The sequence below is a fragment of the Polaromonas sp. YR568 genome (assembly GCF_943369415.1).
Lineage (GTDB): Bacteria > Pseudomonadota > Gammaproteobacteria > Burkholderiales > Burkholderiaceae_C > Polaromonas.
In genome coordinates, this window is the sequence record NZ_CALRNF020000045.1 from 1 (window position 1) to 21243 (window position 21243).

Genomic DNA, 21243 nt, shown 5'->3' on the forward strand with positions numbered 1-21243 from the left:
GGCTTTGATGAGGTCGCGGCGGGGCGGGTCGCGCTGGTGGTCACCGAGCTGGGTACCAACCTGGTCAAGCACGCAAAGCAGGGCCGGCTGCTGGTCGCCTCGCGCGAGTTCGACCAAAGCCCGCCGGAACTGGAAGTCCTCTCCATCGACGAAGGGCCGGGCATTAACGATATCGACAGGTGCATGCGCGACGGTTTTTCCACCGGCGGCACCCCCGGAACGGGCCTGGGCGCCGCCAAAAGGCTGTCCGACGATTTCGACATCTATTCCGCAGTGCCTTCCGGCACGCTGATTGTTTCCCGCGTGCGTGCGCGGCCGCACCGCCATGACGGGATGTTTCGCTTCGGCTATGTCGCGACCCCGGCGCCCGGCGAGACCGTGAGCGGGGATGGCTGGATACTGGCCGTCGACGGCCCCAAGGCGGCGGTCTTCATGGCGGACGGCCTGGGCCACGGCCCCATGGCGGAAGAAGCCGCGCAGGCCGCTGTGGCACACTTTCGGCGCAAGCCCTTCCATGACCTGTCCGACATGCTGCAATCCATCCATGAAACGCTGAGATCGACACGCGGCGCCGCGGTGGCCGCTGCGTTCCTGGACATGGGCGCCTCCGCCATCCGGTCGGTGGGCGCGGGCAATGTGGTTATGCGCGTGCTCTCCGGTGTCTCGGACCGCACGCTGCTGACCCAGCACGGCACGGCGGGCCTGCAGATCCGCAAGCCCGAAGAGATTTCCACGGCTTGGCCCGACCATGCGGCCTTTGCCATCCACACCGACGGCATCATGCAGCGCTGGCCCGGCGCGGCGATCGCGCCGCTGCTCGGGCGCGACCCGAGCCTGGCCGCCGCCCTGCTGATGCGCGATTTCTGCCGTGGCCGCGACGACGCGACCATCCTGGTCGCGCGGAGGAAAGAATGAACACGCCGGCACAGCTGCTGGACGTGCCCAGCCGCGAAGAGCTGCTGGCCCAACTCGCGGCCAGCAGGCAGGACGTCGAATCGCTTCGCAGCGAACTCGACGAAACGAACCGCGGCGTGCTCGCGCTGTATGCCGAACTGGACGCCCAGGCCGATGAACTTCGGCAGGCGACCGAACTCAAAAGCCGCTTCCTCGCCTACATGAGCCACGAGTTCCGCACGCCCATCGGTTCGGTGCTGAGCATCGCCAGGCTGTTGCTGGACCGGGTGGACGGCCCGCTCACCGACGAGCAGGAGCGCCAGGTCAAATTCATCCAGGAGACCTCGGTCGAGTTTTCCGACATGGTCAATGATTTGCTGGACCTCGCCAAAGTCGAGGCCGGGCGCATCGACATTTCGCCGGACTGGTTCGAGATGGTGGACCTGTTTTCCACGCTGCGCGGCATGTTCAAGCCGGTGCTGACCAATCCCGACCTGCTGCTGGTGTTCGAAGAGCCGCACGACGTTCCCAAGCTGTTCAGCGACGACCGCAAGCTCGCGCAGATTTTGCGCAACTTCATCTCCAACGCGCTCAAGTTCACCGCGAAGGGCGAGGTGAGAGTCTCGGCCAGGAGGGGAGAGGACGGCATGGTGGTGTTCTCGGTGGCCGATACCGGCATCGGCATCGCCTCGGAATTCCACCACGCGATGTTCAAGGACTTCAACCAGATCGATTCACCGATCCAGAAGAGGCTGCGCGGCACGGGACTCGGCCTGTCGCTCAGCAAGAAGCTCGCCGAGTTGCTGGGCGGCACGGTGGGATTGACCAGCGAACCCGGCGTGGGCTCGACGTTCTTTGTGGCCATCCCGGCCGGCGCGCCGGAAGCCGCGCATGGCTGACATGGACGTCGTCGGCATCACCATAGACCGCGCCGAACACACGGTGCTGGTCGTCGACGACAATCCGGCGACCCGGTACGCGACCGCCAGGACGCTGCGTGCCGCGGGCTTCAAGACCGAGGAGGCTGCGAACGGCACCGAGGCCCTGAGCAAGAGCGAAAACAATATCTCCGCGGTCGTGCTCGATGTGCATCTTCCCGACATAGGGGGCTTCGAGGTCTGCCGCATGCTGCGCGCAAAGCCCAAAACCGCCGTGGTGCCGGTGGTCCATCTTTCCGCGACCTACGTCGAGGACAAATACAAGGTGGCGGGGCTCAATTCCGGCGCCGACGCCTACCTGACACACCCGGCAGAGCCGCCTATCCTGATCGCGACCGTGCAGGCCCTGGTGCGCGCGCGGCTCGCCGAGGAGCAGCTGCGCAAAAGCGAGGCCAAATTCCGCGCGATCTACACGCAGGCGGAAACCGGGATCGCCCTGGTGGATTCCGGCGGAACCATCGTCGAAGCCAACCCGGCCCTGCTGCGCATGCTGGGGCGCGCGGCCGATGAGGTCCTGGGGCGCAAGGTTTTTGAACTGGCGCCGCCCAAATGGACGGCGGCCGTTCGCGCCCTGGTCGAACAGGACGAGCTGCCGGCGCGGCAATGGCGGGAGGTCTTCGCGCTTGCGCTGCCGGATGGCGAAGAAGTCCACCTGGAATGGACGATGTCGCCGCACATCGAGCCGGGCCTGCGCGTGGGGGTCGTCTCCAATATCTCCGCCCGCAAAAAGCTCGAAGAGCAGCGCGAGAGCCTGCTGGAGCGGGAAAAAGCCGCGCGCACGTCGGCCGAGCAGCACAGCCAGACCAAGGACAATTTCATCGCGGTCCTGTCCCATGAGTTGCGCAACCCCCTGAACGCCATGCTGATGGGCCTGCACGTGCTGTTCAAACGCGGCGGGACACCTGAGACCATGACGGGCTTGCGCATGATTGAGCGCAACGTACAGGCCCAGGCGCGCATCATCTCCGACATCCTCGACGTCTCCCGCATCAATTCCGGCAAGCTGACGCTCCACCGCGAGCTGATCGATCCCGCGGCGGTGCTGTCGTCCGCGCTGGACGGCATGAAAGAGGCGGTCGAGCAGCGGCGCCTGACCGTCACCCTGGAGGCCGATTCCGCGCATGAGCCGGTATGGCTGGACGCCACGCGCTTCCAGCAGATGTTCTGGAACATCTTCAACAACGCTATCAAATTCTCCGAACCCGGCGGAGCCATCGAAGCCTCATTGAGGCGTGTCGATGATTCGCTGGTTTTGACGGTGCGGGATCACGGCAAGGGCATCGCGCCGGACTTTCTTCGCACCATCTTCGACAAGTTCTCCCAGGGCGCCACACCCGGCAACCGCTCGCACGGCGGGCTGGGCCTGGGCATGGCCATCGTGAAGCATCTGACGGAACTGCACGGGGGCTCGGTCGTGGTCGAAAGCGAAGGCCTGGGCAAAGGCGCCACGGTGACTTTGACAATTCCCGCGCTGGCCGGGCCGCTGCACGGCGAGAACCTGAGCGTCGACTCCGCGCGGCTGGACCCGGATTCCAACCTGTCGGGGCTGGTGATTCTGGTGGTCGAGGACGAGCCGCAGAACCGCGAAATGCTCACCCTGATCCTCAGGGACCGGGGCGCCGCCGTGGTCACCGCGAAAGATTACGAAGAAGCCATCCAGGCCCTCGATGGCAACCACCCCGCCATCCTGATCAGCGACATCGGCTTGCCCGGCCGTGACGGTTACGACCTGATCAGGGAGCTGCGGCGGCGTGAAAGCGAAAACAACGGGTCGCGGCGGCTGCCGGCGATTGCCCTGACCGCGTTCGGGCGGCAGCAGGACATCGAACGCGCGCTGGAGGCGGGATTCGACGCCCATTTGGCCAAGCCCCTGCACGCCCACGAACTGGTCACCCGCATCAATGCCCTGGCGCTTCGCTGACGTCTTCATTGCCGTGAATGGCAGCCGGCGCCGAGCCTGCCGCAATGCCGTGACGTCCCCGGTGAATCGTGAGAAGCTGTAATCGAACCCGGGTCCCACATCACGACCCGCTATCATTGCCCCATGCTTGAACAACGCATAGAACAGCAATTCATCGACAGTGCCGACCTCAAGTACCAGGCCGCGCAAGTCCTGTCCAAGCCCATCGCCGCGGCTGTGCAGGCGATCCTGGCCAGCGTCACCAGCGGCGGCAAGGTGCTGGCTTGCGGCAATGGCGGCTCGGCCGCCGCGGCCCAGCATTTCGCCGCCGAGTTTGTCGGCCGCCATGAACGCGAGCGGCCCGAGCTCGGCGCCATCGCCCTGACGACGGACAGCTCCATCCTCACGGCGATCGCCAACGACTACGACTTCTCGGTGATCTTCTCCAAGCAGGTGCGGGCCCTGGGCGGCGCCGGCGACGTGTTGCTGGCCATGAGCAGCAGCGGCAACTCGGCCAACGTGCTGGCCGCCATCGAGGCCGCCCACGAGCGTGAAATGACCGTGGTGGCCCTGACGGGCCGCGGCGGCGGCAAGATCACCCACGCCTTGCGTGAAACCGATGTGCACATCTGCGTGCCGCATGAGCGGACCGCGCGTATCCAGGAAGTGCACCTTCTCGTCCTCCATTGCATTTGCGACGGTGTGGACACCCAGTTACTTGGCGACCAGGAGACCTCTGTATGAAATTTGTTCCGTTTAAACGCCTGACCTTGGCCGTCGTCACGACGACCCTGCTTTGCGGGGCCCTGACGGCCTGCTTCCCCCTGGTGGTGGGGGGCGTGGCCAGCGGCGCGTTCGTCGCCACCGACCGCCGCACCTCGGGCGCGCAGCTTGAAGACGAAGGCATCGAATTGCGCGCCGTAAGCCGCATCCGCAGCAACGTCGGCGAGCGCGTGCACGTCAACCTGACCAGCTACAACCGGCAGGTGCTGCTCACGGGCGAGGTGCCGAATGCCCAGGACAAGCAGCTGGTCGAGCAGATCGTCGCGCGCGTGGAGAACGTGAACTCGGTGGTCAACGAACTGGCCGTCATGGGCGCATCGACCCTGACGCAGCGCTCTTCCGACACGCTGGTCACCGGCCGCGTCAAGGCCATGCTGGTCGATGCGCGTGACTTGTCTTCCAACGCCTTCAAGGTGGTGACCGAGCGCGGCACGACCTACCTGATGGGCCGTGTCACGCAGCGCGAAGCCGATCGCGCCACCGACGTGGTGCGCGGCACCCCCGGCGTGCAGAAGGTCATCCGCATTTTTGAAATCATCAGCGAAGAAGAACTGGCCCGCATGTTGCCGGCCAAATCCGCCGCACCGGCCCAGCCCAAGCCCGCGGGCGGCTGAAGCCGCACAAAACAAGGCGGCTGCACCGGGCAGCCGCTTTTTTGCGCCTGAAATCTGCGTCTTACTTGAGGCGCTTGATGAGGCTTGAGGTATCCCAGCGCTGGCCGCCCATGGCCTGCACGTCCGCGTAGAACTGGTCAACGAGTGCCGTCACCGGCAGGCGGGCGCCGTTGCGCTTGGCCTCGTCCAGCACCAGGCCCAGGTCCTTGCGCATCCAGTCGACGGCAAAACCGAAATCGAATTTGTCGGCCACCATGGTCTTGCCGCGGTTGTCGAGCTGCCAGCTTTGCGCCGCGCCCTTGCCGATCACGTCGAGCACCTGGTTCACGTCCAGACCGGCTTTCTGGCCGAATGCGACCGCTTCGCTCAAGCCCTGCACCAGCCCGGCGATGCAGATCTGGTTGACCATCTTGGTGAGCTGGCCCGCGCCGCTGGCGCCCATCAGCGTGAAGGCTTTGGAAAACGCCATGCCGGCCGGCTTGACGGCGTCGAAGGCTGCCGTGTCGCCGCCGCACATCACGGTGAGCGCGCCGTTCTGCGCGCCGGCCTGGCCGCCCGACACAGGGGCGTCGATGAACTGCAGGCCCAGCCTGGCGGCCGCGGCGTAGAGTTCGCGCGCCACGTCGGCGGAAGCCGTGGTGTGGTCGACAAAAATCGCGCCGGGCTTCATGCCGGCGAAGGCGCCGTCCGCGCCCAGCGTGACGGAGCGCAGGTCGTCGTCATTGCCGACGCAGCAAAACACGATGTCGGCGCCGGCCACCGCCAGGCGCGGCAGGGCGGCCTGCGCGGGCTTGGGGCTGGCGGCGAATTCGGCGACCCATGCGGCGGCCTTGGCCGGGCTGCGGTTGTAGACCGTGACGGAGTGCCCGGCCAGCGCCAGGTGCCCGGCCATGGGGTAGCCCATGACGCCCAGGCCCAGAAAGGCGACCTGGCGGGGCGTGGAGGACTCGTAGGTTTTGGATGCGGTGCTGGACATGGGGGTGCCTGAGGATGTGGGTGCGTGGAGACGAGGAAGGAAGGCAGAAGGCGGCCGCCGCCGGCGCGAGGCCGGCAGGCGGACCGGCCTTAAACGATGGCGAAGTTTTCGGTGCCGGCTGCCAGGTCGGTCGACTTGGCGCGCTGCGAGTTGAGCTTGATCTGCAGGCGCAGGTCGTTCACCGAGTCGGCGTTGCGCAGCGCGTCTTCGTAGGTGATGAAGTGGCTCTCAAACGCGTCGTACAGCGCCTGGTCGAAGGTCTGCATGCCCAGGTTGCGGCTCTTTTTCATGATCTCCTTGATCTCGGAGACCTCGCCCTTGAAGATCAGGTCGGAGATCAGCGGCGAGTTGAGCATGACTTCCACCGCGGCGAAACGGCCCTTGCCGTCCTGCTTGGGGACCAGCCGCTGCGAGATCATGGCTTTGAGGTTGAGGGACAAGTCCATCAGCAGCTGGGTGCGGCGCTCTTCGGGAAAGAAGTTGATCACGCGGTCCAGCGCCTGGTTGGCGCTGTTGGCGTGCAGGGTGGCCAGGCACAGGTGGCCGGTTTCGGCAAAGGCGATGGCGTGTTCCATGGTCTCGCGGTCGCGGATTTCGCCCATCAGGATCACGTCGGGCGCCTGGCGCAGCGTGTTTTTCAGGGCCGCTTCCCAGCTGTCGGTGTCCAGGCCCACTTCGCGCTGCGTGATCACGCAGTTCTTGTGCGCGTGCACGAACTCCACCGGGTCTTCAATCGTGATGATGTGGCCGTAGGACTGCTCGTTGCGCCAGTCCACCATGGCGGCCAGCGTGGTGGACTTGCCCGAACCGGTGGCGCCGACCAGGATGGTCAGGCCGCGCTTGCTCATCACCACTTCCTTGAGCACCTGGGGCACGCCCAGCCCGTCGATGGTGGGCAGCACGGCCGGAATCGTCCGCATCACCATGCCGACCTTGCCCTGCTGGATGAAGGCATTCACGCGGAAACGGCCCACACCGGGCGGGGAAATCGCGAAGTTGCATTCCTTGGTGCGTTCGAACTCGGCCGCCTGCTTGTCGTTCATGATGGAACGGGCCAGCGCCAGCGTGTGGCCGGCGTTCAGCGGCTGCGGTGATACCTTGGTGACCTTGCCGTCCACCTTCATGGCCGGCGGGAAGTCGCCCGTGATGAACAGGTCGCTGCCGTTGCGGCTGACCATGAGTTTCAGCAGGTCGTTGATGAATTTACTGGCCTGGTCGCGTTCCATGAACGACTCCTTTAATCAAATTCTGCAGCCGAAAACACGGCAAGGGATGAGGGATCTTCAACCAAGCCGGGGCCGCGGGACTGGCTTTGCCAGACCGCAGGCGCAGCGGCCCCCTCGGGGGGCAGCGCATTACACGCAGTCGAAGACGCAGTGAAAAGCGTGGGGGCCATATCTCTAGCCTGGGAAGTTCTCTGGAATCTTGGCTTTGCCGCGAGCCTCTGCGGCGGAGATCACATTGCGTTTGACCAGCTCGGTCAGGTTCTGGTCCAGCGTCTGCATGCCCACGCTGTTGCCGGTCTGGATGGAGGAGTACATCTGCGCGACCTTGGCTTCGCGGATCAAATTGCGGATGGCGCTGGTGCCCAGCATGATCTCGTGCGCCGCCACGCGGCCCGCGCCGTCCTTGGTCTTGCACAGCGTCTGCGAGATCACCGCCTGCAGCGACTCCGACAGCATGGAGCGGATCATTTCCTTTTCCTCGGCGGGGAACACGTCGATGATCCGGTCAATCGTCTTGGCGGCGCTGGAGGTGTGCAGCGTGCCGAAGACCAGGTGGCCGGTTTCAGCGGCCGACATGGCCAGGCGAATGGTTTCCAGGTCGCGCATTTCACCCACCAGGATGGCGTCCGGGTCTTCACGCAGCGCGGATTTCAGCGCGGCGTTGAAGCTCAGGGTGTGCGGTCCGACCTCGCGCTGGTTGATCAGGCATTTTTTGGACTCGTGCACGAACTCGATCGGGTCTTCCACCGTGAGGATGTGGCCGTACTCGTTTTCGTTCAAAAAGTTGACCATGGCCGCCAGCGTGGTGGACTTGCCCGAGCCGGTGGGGCCGGTGACCAGTACCATGCCGCGCGGCTTCATGGCCAGCTCGCCGAAAATCTTGGGGGCGTTGAGCTGCTCGAGCGTCAGGATTTTGGAGGGAATGGTCCGCAGCACGGCGCCGGCGCCGCGGTTCTGGTTGAAGGCATTGACGCGGAAGCGGGCCAGCCCGTCGATTTCAAAGGAAAAGTCGACTTCCAGGAATTCTTCGTAGGTTTTGCGCTGGGTGTCGTTCATGATGTCGTACACCATGGCATGCACCTGCTTGTGGTCCAGCGGGTCGATGTTGATGCGCCGCACGTCGCCGTGAACCCGGATCATGGGCGGCAAGCCGGCCGATAAGTGCAAGTCAGACGCCTTGTTCTTGACGCTAAAAGCCAGCAACTGCGTGATATCCATCCCGGACCCTTTTGAAAATGGTTTTCAAACTAAGTTTACAGTTCGATTATGACCACGATTGTGCGCAATCTCCAGCTAGTCCGTGACCGTATCACCACGGCCTGCGTCGCCGCCGGGCGGAACCCGGCGACCGTACGTCTGCTGGCTGTATCCAAAACCTTCGGCGCCGAGGCCGTGGCCGATGCGGCCACGGACGGGCAGCGAGCCTTCGGTGAAAACTACATCGCCGAGGGGGTGGAGAAAATCCTCGCGTTGCGGCAGCAGCCGGCCGTGCCGGCGCTGGAGTGGCATTGCATAGGCCCGGTGCAAAGCAACAAGACCCGCCTGGTGGCCGAACACTTCGACTGGGTGCAGTCGGTGGACCGCCTGAAGATTGCCCAGCGCCTGAGCGAGCAGCGGCCTGCGCACCTGCCGCCGCTGCAGATTTGCCTGCAGGTCAATGTCGATGGCGGCGCCAACAAGTCGGGCCTGGCGCCGGCCGATGTCCAGGCCCTGGCGCAGGAAGTCGCGCAACTGCCGCGCCTGGTCTTGCGCGGCCTGATGGCGATCCCCGAACCCGCCGCCGACTTCGACGCGGCCTGCGAGTTGCACGCCAGGAGCAAAGCCATTTTTGATGCGGTCAACGCCTCCGGTGTGCTGCCGATACCGATGGATACTTTGTCGCTGGGCATGACGGCGGATCTGGAGGCTGCGATCCACGCGGGCAGCACCATGGTGCGCGTGGGTACCGCGATCTTTGGCAAGAGATGACTTCCGCTCGCTAGATTAGCGCTGCCCTTCGATACCTCAGGGCGAACGGGGAGGGATTCTAAATACCAGCAGGGGCCGCGGAACCGGCTTTGCCGGGCCGCAGGCGCAGCGGCCCCCTTGGGGGAGGGAGCTACACGCAGTGAGCGACCGTGGGGGCTATTTCCTTGGTTTGATCGAGCCGCAATCGGCCGACAGCCATTTGCCCGAGGAATCCATGCTCATCTTCTCGGCCTTGTCCTTGACGGTGGTCGTGGTGTTCATCTTCATGGTGTAGGCGGTGTCGCCAGAGAAGGTCATCACGCCTTCGCCGCTGGAAGGCGGCTGCGTGCAGACATAGGAAAACTTCATGGTGTTGCCGCTGCGCGGCGACTGGGTGGTCTTGCAGTCGCCTTGCTGCTGTTGCGGCAGTTCATTGCGCTCGGCCATTTCCCTGGTGAGGCAGGTCTTCATGCTCATGCCGCCGCCGCTGGCGCTTCCCATCGACACGCCCTGTTTGGCCATCATGTCCTGCATCTGCTTGCGCTGCTCGGGCGGCATGCTCGCCATCTGCTTTTCCATGTTGGCCATGGCTTTTTCCATCTCGCCGGAGGACGACTGCATTTTGGTGTTGATCTCCCACAGGCCCGGTTTTGTGCTCTGGGCGTAGGCGCCGGTGGCCAGGGCCAGCGTGAGTGTGGCCAGGAGGGCGAGGCGGTGTTTCATAGGCAGTCCTGTTTGAAGGCGAGAGGTCTGGATGGGGATGGAAAACTCGCATTATTGCCAGCGCCCGCAGGTTTGCAAGCGCTGGACGGGCTTCACACCCCCAGCGCGAGCCGGGTGGTATTTTTCACCTCTTCCATCACCGCATAGGTGCGGGTTTCGCGCACGCCTGGCAGCTGCCACAGCACGGTGCCGGCAAAAGAGCGGTAGGCCGCCATGTCGGCCATGCGGGTCTTGAGCAGGTAGTCGAAGCCGCCGGCCACCATGTGGCATTCGCTGATTTCGTGGTGCACCTGCACCGCCGCTTTGAAGGCCTCGAAGACGTTGGGCGTGGTGCGGTCCAGCAGCACTTCCACAAACACCATCATCCCGGCGCCCAGCTTGAGCGGGTTGAGCAGCGCTTCATAGCCCAGGATGTAGCCGTCCCGGCTCAGTCGCTGCACACGGGCCAGCACGGCCGTGGGCGACAGGGCCACGCTCTCGGCCAGCTTGAGGTTGGAAATGCGGCCGTCCTGCTGCAGAACATTCAGGATTTTGAGGTCAATGCGGTCAATTTCTGGGGAGGCTTCAAACATGACTAGTGAGTTATTCGGTTAATTCTTCAAATTTAGCGGGAAATTCGGCATTATTCAATGGAACATCGTTGCATTCACTCAATACCCGTCCCAAACCGTGCAATCCACCTTGGAGCCCCTGATGTTTGCTTCCCCCCGCCTGCCCTTCCCTTACCGCCCTGAAGCCGACGTCGTGGCCGGCCAGCTGCGGGGCCTTGCCGGCGCGCTGGACTGGGCGGCAGCGGCGCACTCCGCCCAGCCCTGGGTGCAGGCCGTGCGCGACAACCCGCCGCCCTTTTGGGCCATGGAAAGCCTGCTCAAGGAATACCCGATTTCCAGCGCCGAAGGCCTGGCCCTGATGCGCCTGGCCGAGGCCCTGCTGCGCGTGCCCGACGCCGAAACGGCGATCGCCCTGACGGCCGACCAACTCGGGCGCGCGGATTTTGACGGCGCCGGCGACGGCGTGATGGCGCGGCTGTCGGCTTCGGCCATCTCGATGTCCAAGATGTTTTTGCCCGAGGGCGGCCAGCCCAACCTGATGAGCAAACTCGGTGCGCGCACTGTCGTGGCGGCCACGCTGCGCGCCGTGCAGTTGCTGGGCCGCCAGTTCGTGCTGGGCCAGACGATTGCCGACGCCATGGGCGAGGCCGACGACAGCCGCAAAAAAATCCCGAATTTGCGTTTCAGCTACGACATGCTGGGCGAGGGCGCGCGCACCGACGCCGACGCGCTGCGTTACCTGGCCAGCTACACGAATGCCATCCGGGCCATCGCCGCCGGCGCCGATGCAACGGGCGCCACGGAAACAAACGACGGCATCTCCATCAAGCTCAGCGCGCTGCACTCGCGTTATGAAGACGCCCAGCGTGAGCGCGTGATGGCCGAACTGGTGCCTCGCGTCTGGGGCCTGTGCGAGCTGTCGGCCCGCGCCAACATCAACCTCACGATAGACGCCGAGGAAGTCGACCGGCTGGAACTCTCGCTCGATGTCTTTGAAGCGCTGGCCGCGCTGGTCGCAAAGCATCACCCCCAGTGGCAGGGCTTCGGCCTGGCCATGCAGGCCTACCAGACGCGCGCGCTGGATTTGATAAACCACATCGCCGCCATCGCCCGCAAGTACAAGCTGCGCCTGATGTGCCGCCTGGTCAAGGGCGCGTATTGGGATTCGGAAATCAAGCGCGCGCAGGAGATGGGCTTGCCGCACTACCCGGTGTTCACGCACAAGCACCATACCGACGTGTCTTACCTCGCCTGCGCGCAGGCCCTGCTGGCCGCGCCCGATGCCATTTACCCGCAGTTCGCCGGCCACAACGCCGCGACCATCGCCGCCATCCTGCAGATGGCCTCGCGCAACGCCGTACCGTTTGAGTTGCAACGCCTGCACGGCATGGGCGAGGGCGTGTTCCGCGAGGTGCTCAAGAACCCGCTGATCAGCTGCCGCGTGTACGCGCCCGTGGGCGCGCATCGCGACCTGCTGGCTTACCTGGTGCGCCGCCTGCTGGAGAACGGCGCCAACTCCTCTTTTGTGCACCAGCTTGCCGACGAGTCGGTCGGCATGGGCGAACTGCTGACCTCACCGCTGCGGCTGGAGCCCGACGCCTCGCTGCCGCTGCCGCCCGCGCTCTACGGCGCCGGCCGCGCCAACAGCCTGGGGCTGGACCTGACCGTTGAAAGCATGCGCGCACCGCTGCTGGCCGCGCTGGAGACCACGCCGGTGCCGGTGGTGCCGGAGTTTGACGCCGCGCGCGCCGCCGACCTTGCGAAGACAGGTGTCAACGGCTACCAGCAATGGAGCAAGGTGGACGTGGCCGAACGCGCCGCCATCCTGCGCCGCGCCGCCGACGCGATGGAAGCGCAGATGCCGAAGTTCTGCGCGCTGCTGGTGAAAGAAGCCTTCAAGACCTGGGGCGACGCCGTCTCGGAAGTGCGTGAGGCGGTGGACTTCCTGCGCTACTACGCCAACGAGGCCGAGCGCATCATGCGGCCTGTGGCCTTGCCCGGGCCGACCGGCGAGACCAACGAGTTGCGGTTGACGGCGCGCGGCGTCTGGGTCTGCATCAGCCCCTGGAATTTCCCGCTGGCCATCTTCACCGGCCAGGTCGCGGCCGCGCTGGCCACCGGCAACGCCGTGCTGGCCAAGCCCGCCGAACAGACGCCGGGCATTGCCTGGGAAGCCGTGAAGCTGCTGCACCAGGCCGGCGTGCCCGAAGGCGCGCTGCAGATTGCGCACGGCCCCGGCGATACCGTGGGCGCCGCGCTGGTGGCGGCGCCGCACATCGCCGGCGTGGTCTTCACCGGCTCCACCCAGGTCGCAAAAATCATCAACCGCGCGCTCGCCGCCAAGGACGGCCCCATCGTCCCGCTGATCGCCGAGACCGGCGGCATCAACGCCATGCTGGTCGACAGCACGGCGCTGCCCGAGCAGGTGGCCGACGCGGTCGTGCAAAGCGCGTTCCGCAGTGCCGGCCAGCGCTGCTCGGCGCTGCGCCTGCTGTGCGTGCATGAAGGCATTGCCGGCCACGTGATCGACATGATCAAAGGCGCGGCGCAGGAACTCGTGGTGGGTGAAACCGCCGACCTTGCCACCGACGTCGGCCCGGTCATAGACCGCGAAGCGTTTGACAACATCCAGAAGCATTTGCAGCGTTTGGGTTCAAGCGCCAGGGCGCTGGTCACGCCGGCCGGGCGCACGCAGGCCGTGTCCGGTCCGCTGGCCAACCTCATCGCCCCCGCGGCCTTTGAGGTGCGCAGCCTTGCCGAAGTGAAAGACGAAATCTTCGGCCCGGTGCTGCAGGTAGTTCGATGGGGCAGCGGCGATCTCAAGGACCCGCAGGCCGTGATCGCGCAGATCAACGCGCTGGGCTACGGCCTGACTCTGGGCATACAGACCCGCATCGACTCCCGCGCGCAGGCGCTGGCGGCGGCCGCGCACGTCGGCAACATCTATGTGAACCGCAACATGATTGGCGCGGTGGTGGGGGTGCAGCCGTTCGGCGGAGAGGGGCTCTCCGGCACCGGCCCCAAAGCCGGTGGGCCGCATTACCTTTACCGGTTTTGTGCCGAGCAAACGGTGACGGTGAATACGACGGCTGCCGGGGGGAATGCTGCTCTCCTGGCTGGAGGGGCTTGAGGCCGGGTCTTGCTTCGGCCTTTGCGCTCTTTGCTGAGGGCGGTTGGCCGGGACTCGCCCCGGCGGGCGAGGCACTTTTACCGAAACCCGCAAAGCGGGTTTTCTTTGTTCGCCAAAGGCGCGCTACGCGCGCGGGGTTTGCTCACTTCGCGCAGCGAAGTTACGCAAACACCAAAAGTACCCAAAAGAAAGGCGACCCTGGTTGCTGCGTCCCCTGCGCTTCGCTCCGGGGCAACCTGCGGTGCTCGAGCCAAGCGGGGTCTGGCTAAACTCGCTACGCTGCGCTTCGCTCAGACAACGCCAGCCCTGATCCGCTTGTCTCTGCGCTCCTCGGCGCATCCACAAGGGGCAATCGGGATCGGGAGCGGGGACAGAAGACAAAGAAACCAATACCAATACAAACAAGGACTCGCCATGGCGTGTCCTTGTGGTTTTCGGTATTCGGGGTTTGTCTTCGGCTGTTTGGTATCTCCCCTCCCCGCTCCCACCCCTTGTGGATGCGCCGAGGAGCGCGGGGCCAGACGGATCAGGGCAAAAACTTGTTGAGCCGAAGGCGAGTTGTTTTTGACCCCGTCTGGACCGAGCACCGCAGGTTGCCCGCAGCGAAGCGGAGGGACGCAGCAACCAGGGTTGCCTTTTGGTATTCGCGTAACTTCGCTTCGCGAAGTGAGCGAATCCCCACTGCGTGAACTTTGCTTACGTTCTTTTGGCGAAGCAAAAGAACGTAAGTCGCCCGCCGGGGCGAGACCCGGCCAGCAGGACTAAGAGGAGGGCGCACCCGCCGGAGCAAGAACCGGCGAAAATACCCCTTATGCCCACCCCAACCTCTCCCTGCCACTGGTCCACCCTCAAAACCCCAGACTTCGCCAAGCTGGACCTGGCCCGCTGCATCGCGGTCCTGCCGGTGGCGGCAACAGAGCAGCACGGCCCGCACCTGCCGCTCAATGTGGATGCAACGCTGGTCGAGGGCGTGATAGCCGCGGCCCTGCCGCACCTGCCGGCCACGCAGCCCATCCTGTTTCTGCCCACGCAGGCCGTGGGTTTCAGCCCTGAGCACACGCGCTTTGCCGGCACGCTGACGCTGAAAGCCGAAACGGTGATACGGCTGTGGACCGAGCTGGCCGAGTCGGTCGCGCAAACCGGCGTTAAAAAACTGGTGCTGCTCAATTCGCACGGCGGCCAGGTCGGTTTGCTCGACGTGGTGGCGCGCGACCTGCGGGCCCGGTTGGGCATGCTGGTCTACAGCGTGAACTGGTTCAACCTGCCGCTCACCGGTGAAGACGGCAAGCCGGTGAACGAGTTGTTCAGCGCCGCGGAGCACCGCTTCGGCATCCATGCCGGCGAGATTGAAACCTCCATGATGCTGGCGCTCAAGCCGGAGCAGGTCGACATGGCGAAGGCGCAAGACTTTCATTCCACCTCGCAGGATCGCGCTGAAAAATTCAGCATTCTGGGCGACGGCCGTAGCGCCAAGCTGGCCTGGCAGATGCAGGACTACAACCCGCACGGCGCCGTCGGCAATGCGGCCGTCGCCACCGCCGACAAGGGCCGCGCCCTGCTGGGCGCGGCGGGCCGCAGCCTGGCGCGGCTGCTGGTGGAAATCGACCAGTTGCCGGCCGATACGCTGAGCGATAAAACGGCTTTTTAAGAACTGGTTTAGCGCAGGATCACCGTCTGCCGCTTCCACGCGGCGTCCTGCCAGCGGAAGGCGGCCAGCGTGCCCGGGTCGCCGGCCTGCTTCTCCGCTGTCAGGCTGTCCAGGCGCGCCACTTCGAAATTGCGGCGCAGGCGCCCGGCAATGCGGGTCTCGCGGGCCAGCAGCATCTGCGGCGCGCCGCGCACCCAGCCTGCAAATTCCACATAACCGAGTTCGGGGTCGTTGCTGGCGGGCGGCAGCACATCGATGTTCCACTTCCCGGCGCGCTTGCGAAACACCCACAGTTCGCGCCAGGCATCCAGAGGCTGCACCGCGAGCGCCAGCGCCTGGCCGTCGGGGTGGGCGCTGGCGGAGGCGGCCCAGACGATGCCGTAGGTGCAGCGTCTGGCCACGGCCTCCTTGCCGGGTTTGCCGTCGGCCTTGTTTTCATACAGCGCCACGCAGGTTTCGCCGGCCTGGCCGGCTTCGGTGGCCAGCGTCAACCTGGCAAAGCGGGGGAGGGCGGTTTCGGCGGCCCAGCGCGAGGCACCCACGCGTATCGCCGCGTCGTTGTAGTCCTGCCTGTCGCTGTCGGTCAGTTCCAGCTTGTTCACCGCGGCGAGCTCCGCGATGGCGCGCTGGGCCGCCGCCGCGGGCGCTTGGTCGCGGCGCGCCTGCCCGAAGGCCAGGCTGGCAAACACGCCGGCGCGGCGCAGGCGCAAGCGGTTTTTGCTGACTTCGGACAGCTGGGCGAACTGCGCGGCGCTGATTTTGTCGAGCACCTCGGCGCGCCACTGGTCCTGCGCCAGGCGCTCCTGCGGGTGCAGGTCGGGGCTCATGCAATCGTGGCGGGTCACGGCCAGCGCGGCGCGGGCGCGCTGCTCCGCGTCCGATGGCAACGCCAGCACGCGGCGAAAGGCCTCGCCGTCATAGCAAAGCTGCATGCTGCCGCCCTGCTCATAGCCCTTGAAGCTCACGCCGTAAAAAGACGCCACTTCCATGTGCGCGGAGATCACGTCACTGGTGGCCTTGCCGTGCTTCATCGATGCGCGGCGCGCCAGGCGCTCGGCCATGGTGCCCAGCGCGTCAAACGCTTCAGCGCCTATGGCCTCGGCCGGCGCGGCCTTCAGGTAGGCGGCGGTGTAGGCAATGCCCAGCGCTTCGGCGCCAGGGCTTTCGCGCAGGAAGCGCACCACCGAGAGCAACTGCGGCGCGTCCTCGGGCTGCAGCGAGACGGTGCGCACCTGGCTCACGTGGATGAAGCCCGCGCGTTCGCGCCTGTGGTCGTAGACCTGCATGTAGTCCATGCGCTGGCCGCGAATTTCCAGCGCGTCGCCCTGCCACAGGGCGGCTTGCTGCGCGGCCGAATCGCGCGGCGCGGCGCGCAGGGTGGCCTGGTCCTGCGTCACGATGGCCAAAGTCAGGAGTGCGGTGGTGATCATTATTCGGCCTCTTGCTCTTCTTGCGCGTTGTTGCCGCGAGGTGCTTGTGCCACGGTGCGGCCGCCTTTGGGCGCGCTGCCCAGCAGGCCCGCGCCCACAAAGCCGCCGTCGGTGGAGGGCGGGGCGATGATCACGGTGATCTTGTCGCTCAGCTTGTCGGCCATGGTCTTCTGGATCAGCAGCGGGTGGCGCGTGATCAGCACGCCTTCACGCGCCATCTGCTCGCTGTTGATCTTGCCCACGCGGTCCAGCCGGTAGGCTTCGGCATCCGCCAGTTTCTGGCGCGAATCGGCCTCGCCCGAAGCTTCAATGCGCCTGGCCTGCGCGCTGCCTTCGGCCGTGCGGATGCGCGACTGCTTGTCGGCTTCGGCTTCCAGCTGGCGTTGCTCGATCTGCTTTTGCTTGAAGGGCAGCACGTGCTTCATGGCTTCCTCCTGTGCCCGGGCGGCGATCACCTGCTCGCTGGCGGCGGCCTGGGCGTTGGTCTCGCGGCGCACCTTGTCGGCCATCGCGTCGAGTTCGGTTTCCTTGACGCGTTTTTCCTTCAGTGCCAGCGTGTAGCGCATTTTTTCCGTCGCGAGTTCTTCGGCCAGCAGCTTGTCCATGCCCTGGCGGTAGTCGGCGGGCAGGTCCACCTTGCCCATCTGCACCGTGCGCAGCAGGATGCCGTCGGCCGCGAGTTTGGGTTTGAGTTCGGCTTCAATGAGCTGCTGGATCTCGGCGCGCTTGGTCGAGAAAATCTCCCGCACGGTGTAGCGGGTGAAGGTCTTGTAGATCACGCCCTGCACGGCGGGCTGCACGATCTGGCCCGCGATGTCGTCGGGCAGGTTTTTGGACAGCGCGTTGACCTTGGCCGGGTCCAGCGCATAACGCACGGTGAGGTCCACGCCCAGCGACATGCCTTCGATCGACTGGAAGGGCGAGGGGCCGTCGGCGCGGCTGCTGCCTTCGGGGCGGTAGACCTGGTCGCGCAGCGAGAAGGTGCGCACTTCATGCAGGCCGGGCAGCAAGAGCAGCGAGCCCTCGCGGAATTCGTCCACACCGCCGGTCAGCTGGTTGGTGCGTATGGCCACGTCGCCGCGCGCCACGGACTCCACGGGCGGGTGCACCCACAGCAGGTAGCCGGCGCCGGCCGCCGCGGCGGTGGCGATCATCAGGCCGCTGGCGCTGGCGGCGCGCCGCACTCCCGTGGCGGCGATGCGGCGGGTGCCGTGCACCCCCCTGGAAAAGATGGCGCGTATGCGCAGGGCGATGCGGCTCAAACGTGGGTTCATGAAAGGCTCCTCCGGTGGGTTTGGCGAGAGGCGCGGACTGCGTTCTCTCTGGCCTCCATTGTTCGAACCGGGCCCGGAGCATTCAATGAGGGCGCGCGGTGTCTTTGCGCGGCCTGCCGGCGGCAATCGTCCGCCAACGGAAGAAACACTCACACGGCCTGGCGCGGCCGGCACCCATAATGAAGCCACCCCATCCTCCGCACGCCACGCCCCATGACCAAAATTGCCGTGATCGAAGACGACTTGCCCATGAGCAAGCAGCTCAAAGGCTGGATTGAATCGGCCCGGCCGGGCATACAGGTCGACCAGTGGTTCAACCGCGACGACGCCGAAGCCGCCATCGCCCGCGAAGGCTACGACGCGGTGGTGCTGGACATCGAACTCGGGCGCGAGCGCCATGCCGGCGTGGCCATCATCAACGCCATCAACAAGCAGCGGCAGGGCACGCCGGTGCTGGTGGTGTCCGCCATGCCGGCCGCCATCTACCGCAGCATCATGAAGGCCCTGGATGCCTGGGACTACCTGCAGAAAACCACCTTCGAGGAAGCCGACTTCATCGAGACCTTCCTGGACATCCTGCGCAGCGCCAAGGCCAGGCCCGCGGGCAAGGCGCCCGCCGCGGGCGGCCAGGAGCTGCAACTCGACCCGCTGCGCCAGAACACCGCGATCTGGCGCGGCCAGCGCGTGAACCTGCCGCTGACGGCGCAGCGCATCCTGGCGGCGCTGCATGCGCGCCGCGGCGAGGTGGTCAGCTACGACGACCTCTACCTTGTGGTCAAAAGCGGCCGCAACCGCGACAACATCCGCAAGCACGTCAGCACCATACGCGACGCCTTCAAGGAAATCGACGCGACGTTTGACGGCATTGAGAACGTCCCCATGCGAGGCTTTCGCTGGGCTGAAGCGACCGAGGGCAAGGCGTGAAGCTGCCGGCCAGCCCGGGTGTGGAGCGCCTGCTGCCGGCGCGCGTCCCCTTCGGCCTGCGGGTTTTCTTTCGCGGCGCTTTTTTCCTGCTGGGGCTGGCCACCCTCGCGCTGGCCGTCGCCGTGCTGCAGGACGAAAAGGAGCGCAGCTACCGCAACTACCAGGACGGCTTTCGCAAAAACCAGGCGCAGATCGCGGCCAAACTGCGCCACCCCACCGGCCAGCTGGTGCTGCTCAACCCGACGGCCTACGACCATGAGGTGACACCGCTGCGCCCGCTGGTACTGCCGTTTTCCGCCATCGACTTCGACGACCGCAACAAGGCCCAGCAGGCGGTCGAGATGGCCGGCTGCCTGGTGCAATACCCCGACGCGGCCTCCATGTGCGTGGCCGTCGGCAACAACCCCTTTGCCGGCGGCTTTCTCTACGCCGTCGGCAGCTTCAACAGCGGGCCGCTGGTGTCGCATACCTCGGGCACGCTGGATTTGAGCCAGGCGCACCGCGCCCGCATCACGGTGGACATGCGCGGCCAGCGCTACCGCTGGATCGCACCCTTCCAGGCCATGCAGGCCATGGACGAGGGCCGCAACGCCTCGCCCTTTGCCAACACCCGGGGGCGCCTCGTGGGTTTTGCCGACGACGGCCCCATCACGCCGGCCAGCCGGCCCGTGCGCGATTTCCGCGGCTGGCTCTGGCAGGACGGCCGTTGCGTGGACGGCGCGCCGGCGGGGCCGGACTGCACGCGCCGCGCCTTCGTCAGCGTGCGCCTGCCGGTGGAGCTGTTTCGCGAGGCCTTGTTTGCCAAAGGGCCGGCCGGCATCGTCTGGCCGCCGGCCGACCTGGACCAGATCAAGGTGCAGGTGGAAATGCTGGCGCCCGGCGAAGGCAAGCCCCTCTTCGACAGCAATGCCCAGGGCGCCGCCGCGCCTTTTTCATGGGCCGAGCTGACGCCCCTGCTGCTGCCTGGCGAGAAGCTGCAGATACGCAAGCTGGGCGCCGCCGGCACCAGCACCGGGATCGTGGCGCTGTCCGGCGCCGAGGCCACGGAACGCTCCTCGCCGTTGATCGCCTGGCTGATACGCCGGCTGCAGGTCGAGGGCTATGACGCGCCCGTCACCAGCACCGACATCATCAGCACGCCGCTGGGGCGTTACGAACTCACGCTGACCGGCGACATCCGCAGCGTCAACAAGGTGCTCACGACGGTCGCCACCCGCGTGTCCTGGTTTGTGGGCGGCATGCTGCTGGCCATCTTCGCGACCTGGCTGGCCATCGAGCTGCGCATCATCCGCCGCATCACCGAGCTGACCCGCCGCGCCGCCACCGTGTCCAAGGGCGTGCGCGCCAGCGACAGCCTGGCGGCGGTGGACCTGGCCGACCTGCGCGGCGGTGACGAGCTGGGCGTGCTGGCCGGCGGCCTGCAGGACCTGCTGCAGCGCGTGAACGAGGACGTGCGCCGCGAGCAGATCCGCGTGGCCCAGGAAAAAGACACATGGCACGCGGTCGGCCACGAAATCATGTCGCCCTTGCAGTCGCTGATGGTGCTGCATGGCGATGCCGCCGACCCGGCGCATCGCTACATCAGCCGCATGCAGCAGGCCGTGCGTGTGCTCTACGGCAGCGCCTCGCCCAGCGAGGCCTTTGAATCCACCGCGCTCAATGTGCAGACCCTGGACGCCAACGAGTTCCTGCGCCACGTGGCACGCAATGCCGCGGCCGCCGGCATTCCCGGCGTGGCCTTTGAGCCGCTGGCCCAGCCTGTGACGGTGCGCGCCGACGAATATTCGCTGGAAGACGTGGTCTCGCATGTGCTGCGCAATGCCGAGCGCTACCGGCGGCCCGGCAGCCTGATCCGCATCACGCTGTCCCTGCAGGCACAAGAGGGCACGGCGCCCGAGGCGGTGATCGCCATCAGCAACCTGGGCCCGCAGATAGACGACGGCATGCTGGGCAAGATTTTTGAATACGGCGTGTCCGACCTGCCGGAGGCCGAGAGCGCCGCGCCGGGCCAGCGCGGCCAGGGCCTGTTTGTCGCCAAGACTTATATGGCCAAGATGGGCGGCACCATCACCGCGCACAACCTGGCGAACGGCGTTTGCCTGGAGCTGCGGCTGCAGTGCGCCGCTGGCTGAACCCGGCGGAAAAAATCAAAGCCCCCAGCGAGCGGTAACTCGCTGGGGGCTGTGTCTTGGCGGGCGGACCGGTAAGCCCGCTGCCATGGAAGAAAGTATCGCCCGGGAGTGCCCGAAGAATTTACTTGATTTACCGCTGAATTTGCCAAATAC

The 21243-nt window shown here is 65.9% G+C and carries 17 protein-coding genes; 10 read left to right on the top strand and 7 right to left on the bottom strand.

All coding sequences use genetic code 11. The annotated features are described in order from the left end of the window. From ACLV74_RS22430 to ACLV74_RS22450, 5 genes are all read left to right on the top strand, one after another. A partial coding sequence (locus tag ACLV74_RS22430; protein WP_411881638.1) for an ATP-binding protein occupies positions 1-915 on the top strand: 915 nt, incomplete at its 5' end. Beyond that, a complete protein-coding gene (locus tag ACLV74_RS22435; protein WP_411881639.1) occupies positions 912-1793 on the top strand; it encodes a sensor histidine kinase in 882 nt (293 codons plus the stop codon). The genes ACLV74_RS22430 and ACLV74_RS22435, both read left to right, overlap by 4 nt. Further along, the gene (locus tag ACLV74_RS22440; protein ID WP_411881640.1) at positions 1786-3753 is read left to right on the top strand and encodes a response regulator; all 1968 of its coding nucleotides are present in this window, start codon (positions 1786-1788) and stop codon (positions 3751-3753) included. Before ACLV74_RS22435 ends, ACLV74_RS22440 begins: the two co-directional genes overlap by 8 nt. A gap of 123 nt (positions 3754-3876) precedes the next feature. Then, entirely contained in the window at positions 3877-4476 is a 600-nt protein-coding gene (locus ACLV74_RS22445; RefSeq protein WP_411881641.1) for a phosphoheptose isomerase, read from the top strand. Beyond that, positions 4473-5129, top strand: a complete 657-nt coding sequence (locus tag ACLV74_RS22450; protein WP_411881642.1) for a BON domain-containing protein — start codon at positions 4473-4475, stop codon at positions 5127-5129. Before ACLV74_RS22445 ends, ACLV74_RS22450 begins: the two co-directional genes overlap by 4 nt. Positions 5130-5190: 61 nt before the next feature. Here ACLV74_RS22450 and ACLV74_RS22455 read toward each other — a convergent pair whose 3' ends face one another. The 3 genes from ACLV74_RS22455 to ACLV74_RS22465 all read right to left on the bottom strand — a co-directional run bounded on the left by ACLV74_RS22455 (position 5191) and on the right by ACLV74_RS22465 (position 8549). Beyond that, positions 5191-6105, bottom strand: coding sequence for an NAD(P)-dependent oxidoreductase (locus tag ACLV74_RS22455; RefSeq protein ID WP_411881643.1), 915 nt, complete (start codon positions 6103-6105; stop codon positions 5191-5193). Between the two features lie 89 nt (positions 6106-6194). After that, positions 6195-7331 (bottom strand): PilT/PilU family type 4a pilus ATPase, encoded by a 1137-nt coding sequence (locus tag ACLV74_RS22460; protein ID WP_411881644.1) that lies wholly within the window; start codon positions 7329-7331, stop codon positions 6195-6197. A 174-nt stretch (positions 7332-7505) separates the two neighbouring features. After that, complete coding sequence (locus tag ACLV74_RS22465; RefSeq protein WP_411881645.1) at positions 7506-8549, bottom strand: type IV pilus twitching motility protein PilT; 1044 nt, start codon at positions 8547-8549, stop codon at positions 7506-7508. 48 nt (positions 8550-8597) lie between these two features. On the opposite strand from ACLV74_RS22465, the gene ACLV74_RS22470 reads away from it, so the two are divergent. Next, positions 8598-9299: a YggS family pyridoxal phosphate-dependent enzyme gene (locus tag ACLV74_RS22470; protein ID WP_411881646.1), complete on the top strand. Its 702-nt coding sequence runs from the start codon at positions 8598-8600 to the stop codon at positions 9297-9299. A gap of 156 nt (positions 9300-9455) precedes the next feature. Here the strand turns inward: ACLV74_RS22470 and ACLV74_RS22475 are convergent, their stop codons facing one another. Next, complete coding sequence (locus tag ACLV74_RS22475) at positions 9456-10001, bottom strand: DUF3617 domain-containing protein (RefSeq protein WP_411881647.1); 546 nt, start codon at positions 9999-10001, stop codon at positions 9456-9458. A 92-nt stretch (positions 10002-10093) separates the two neighbouring features. After that, a complete protein-coding gene (locus tag ACLV74_RS22480; protein WP_411881648.1) occupies positions 10094-10573 on the bottom strand; it encodes an Lrp/AsnC ligand binding domain-containing protein in 480 nt (159 codons plus the stop codon). Between the two features lie 121 nt (positions 10574-10694). On the opposite strand from ACLV74_RS22480, the gene ACLV74_RS22485 reads away from it, so the two are divergent. Next, a complete protein-coding gene (locus ACLV74_RS22485) occupies positions 10695-13682 on the top strand; it encodes an L-glutamate gamma-semialdehyde dehydrogenase (protein WP_411881649.1) in 2988 nt (995 codons plus the stop codon). 811 nt (positions 13683-14493) lie between these two features. Next, positions 14494-15330 (top strand): creatininase family protein, encoded by an 837-nt coding sequence (locus ACLV74_RS22490; protein ID WP_411881650.1) that lies wholly within the window; start codon positions 14494-14496, stop codon positions 15328-15330. Between the two features lie 8 nt (positions 15331-15338). Here ACLV74_RS22490 and ACLV74_RS22495 read toward each other — a convergent pair whose 3' ends face one another. Both ACLV74_RS22495 and ACLV74_RS22500 read right to left on the bottom strand, forming a co-directional pair. Next, positions 15339-16760, bottom strand: coding sequence for a hypothetical protein (locus ACLV74_RS22495; RefSeq protein WP_411881651.1), 1422 nt, complete (start codon positions 16758-16760; stop codon positions 15339-15341). Beyond that, positions 16760-18034, bottom strand: coding sequence for an SPFH domain-containing protein (locus ACLV74_RS22500; protein WP_411881652.1), 1275 nt, complete (start codon positions 18032-18034; stop codon positions 16760-16762). The genes ACLV74_RS22495 and ACLV74_RS22500 overlap by 1 nt, the downstream gene beginning before the upstream one ends. 213 nt (positions 18035-18247) lie before the next feature. On the opposite strand from ACLV74_RS22500, the gene ACLV74_RS22505 reads away from it, so the two are divergent. Both ACLV74_RS22505 and ACLV74_RS22510 read left to right on the top strand, forming a co-directional pair. Beyond that, entirely contained in the window at positions 18248-18958 is a 711-nt protein-coding gene (locus ACLV74_RS22505) for a response regulator transcription factor (protein WP_411881653.1), read from the top strand. Beyond that, positions 18955-21090 (top strand): sensor histidine kinase, encoded by a 2136-nt coding sequence (locus ACLV74_RS22510; protein ID WP_411881654.1) that lies wholly within the window; start codon positions 18955-18957, stop codon positions 21088-21090. The genes ACLV74_RS22505 and ACLV74_RS22510 overlap by 4 nt, the downstream gene beginning before the upstream one ends. Positions 21091-21243 lie beyond the last annotated feature (153 nt).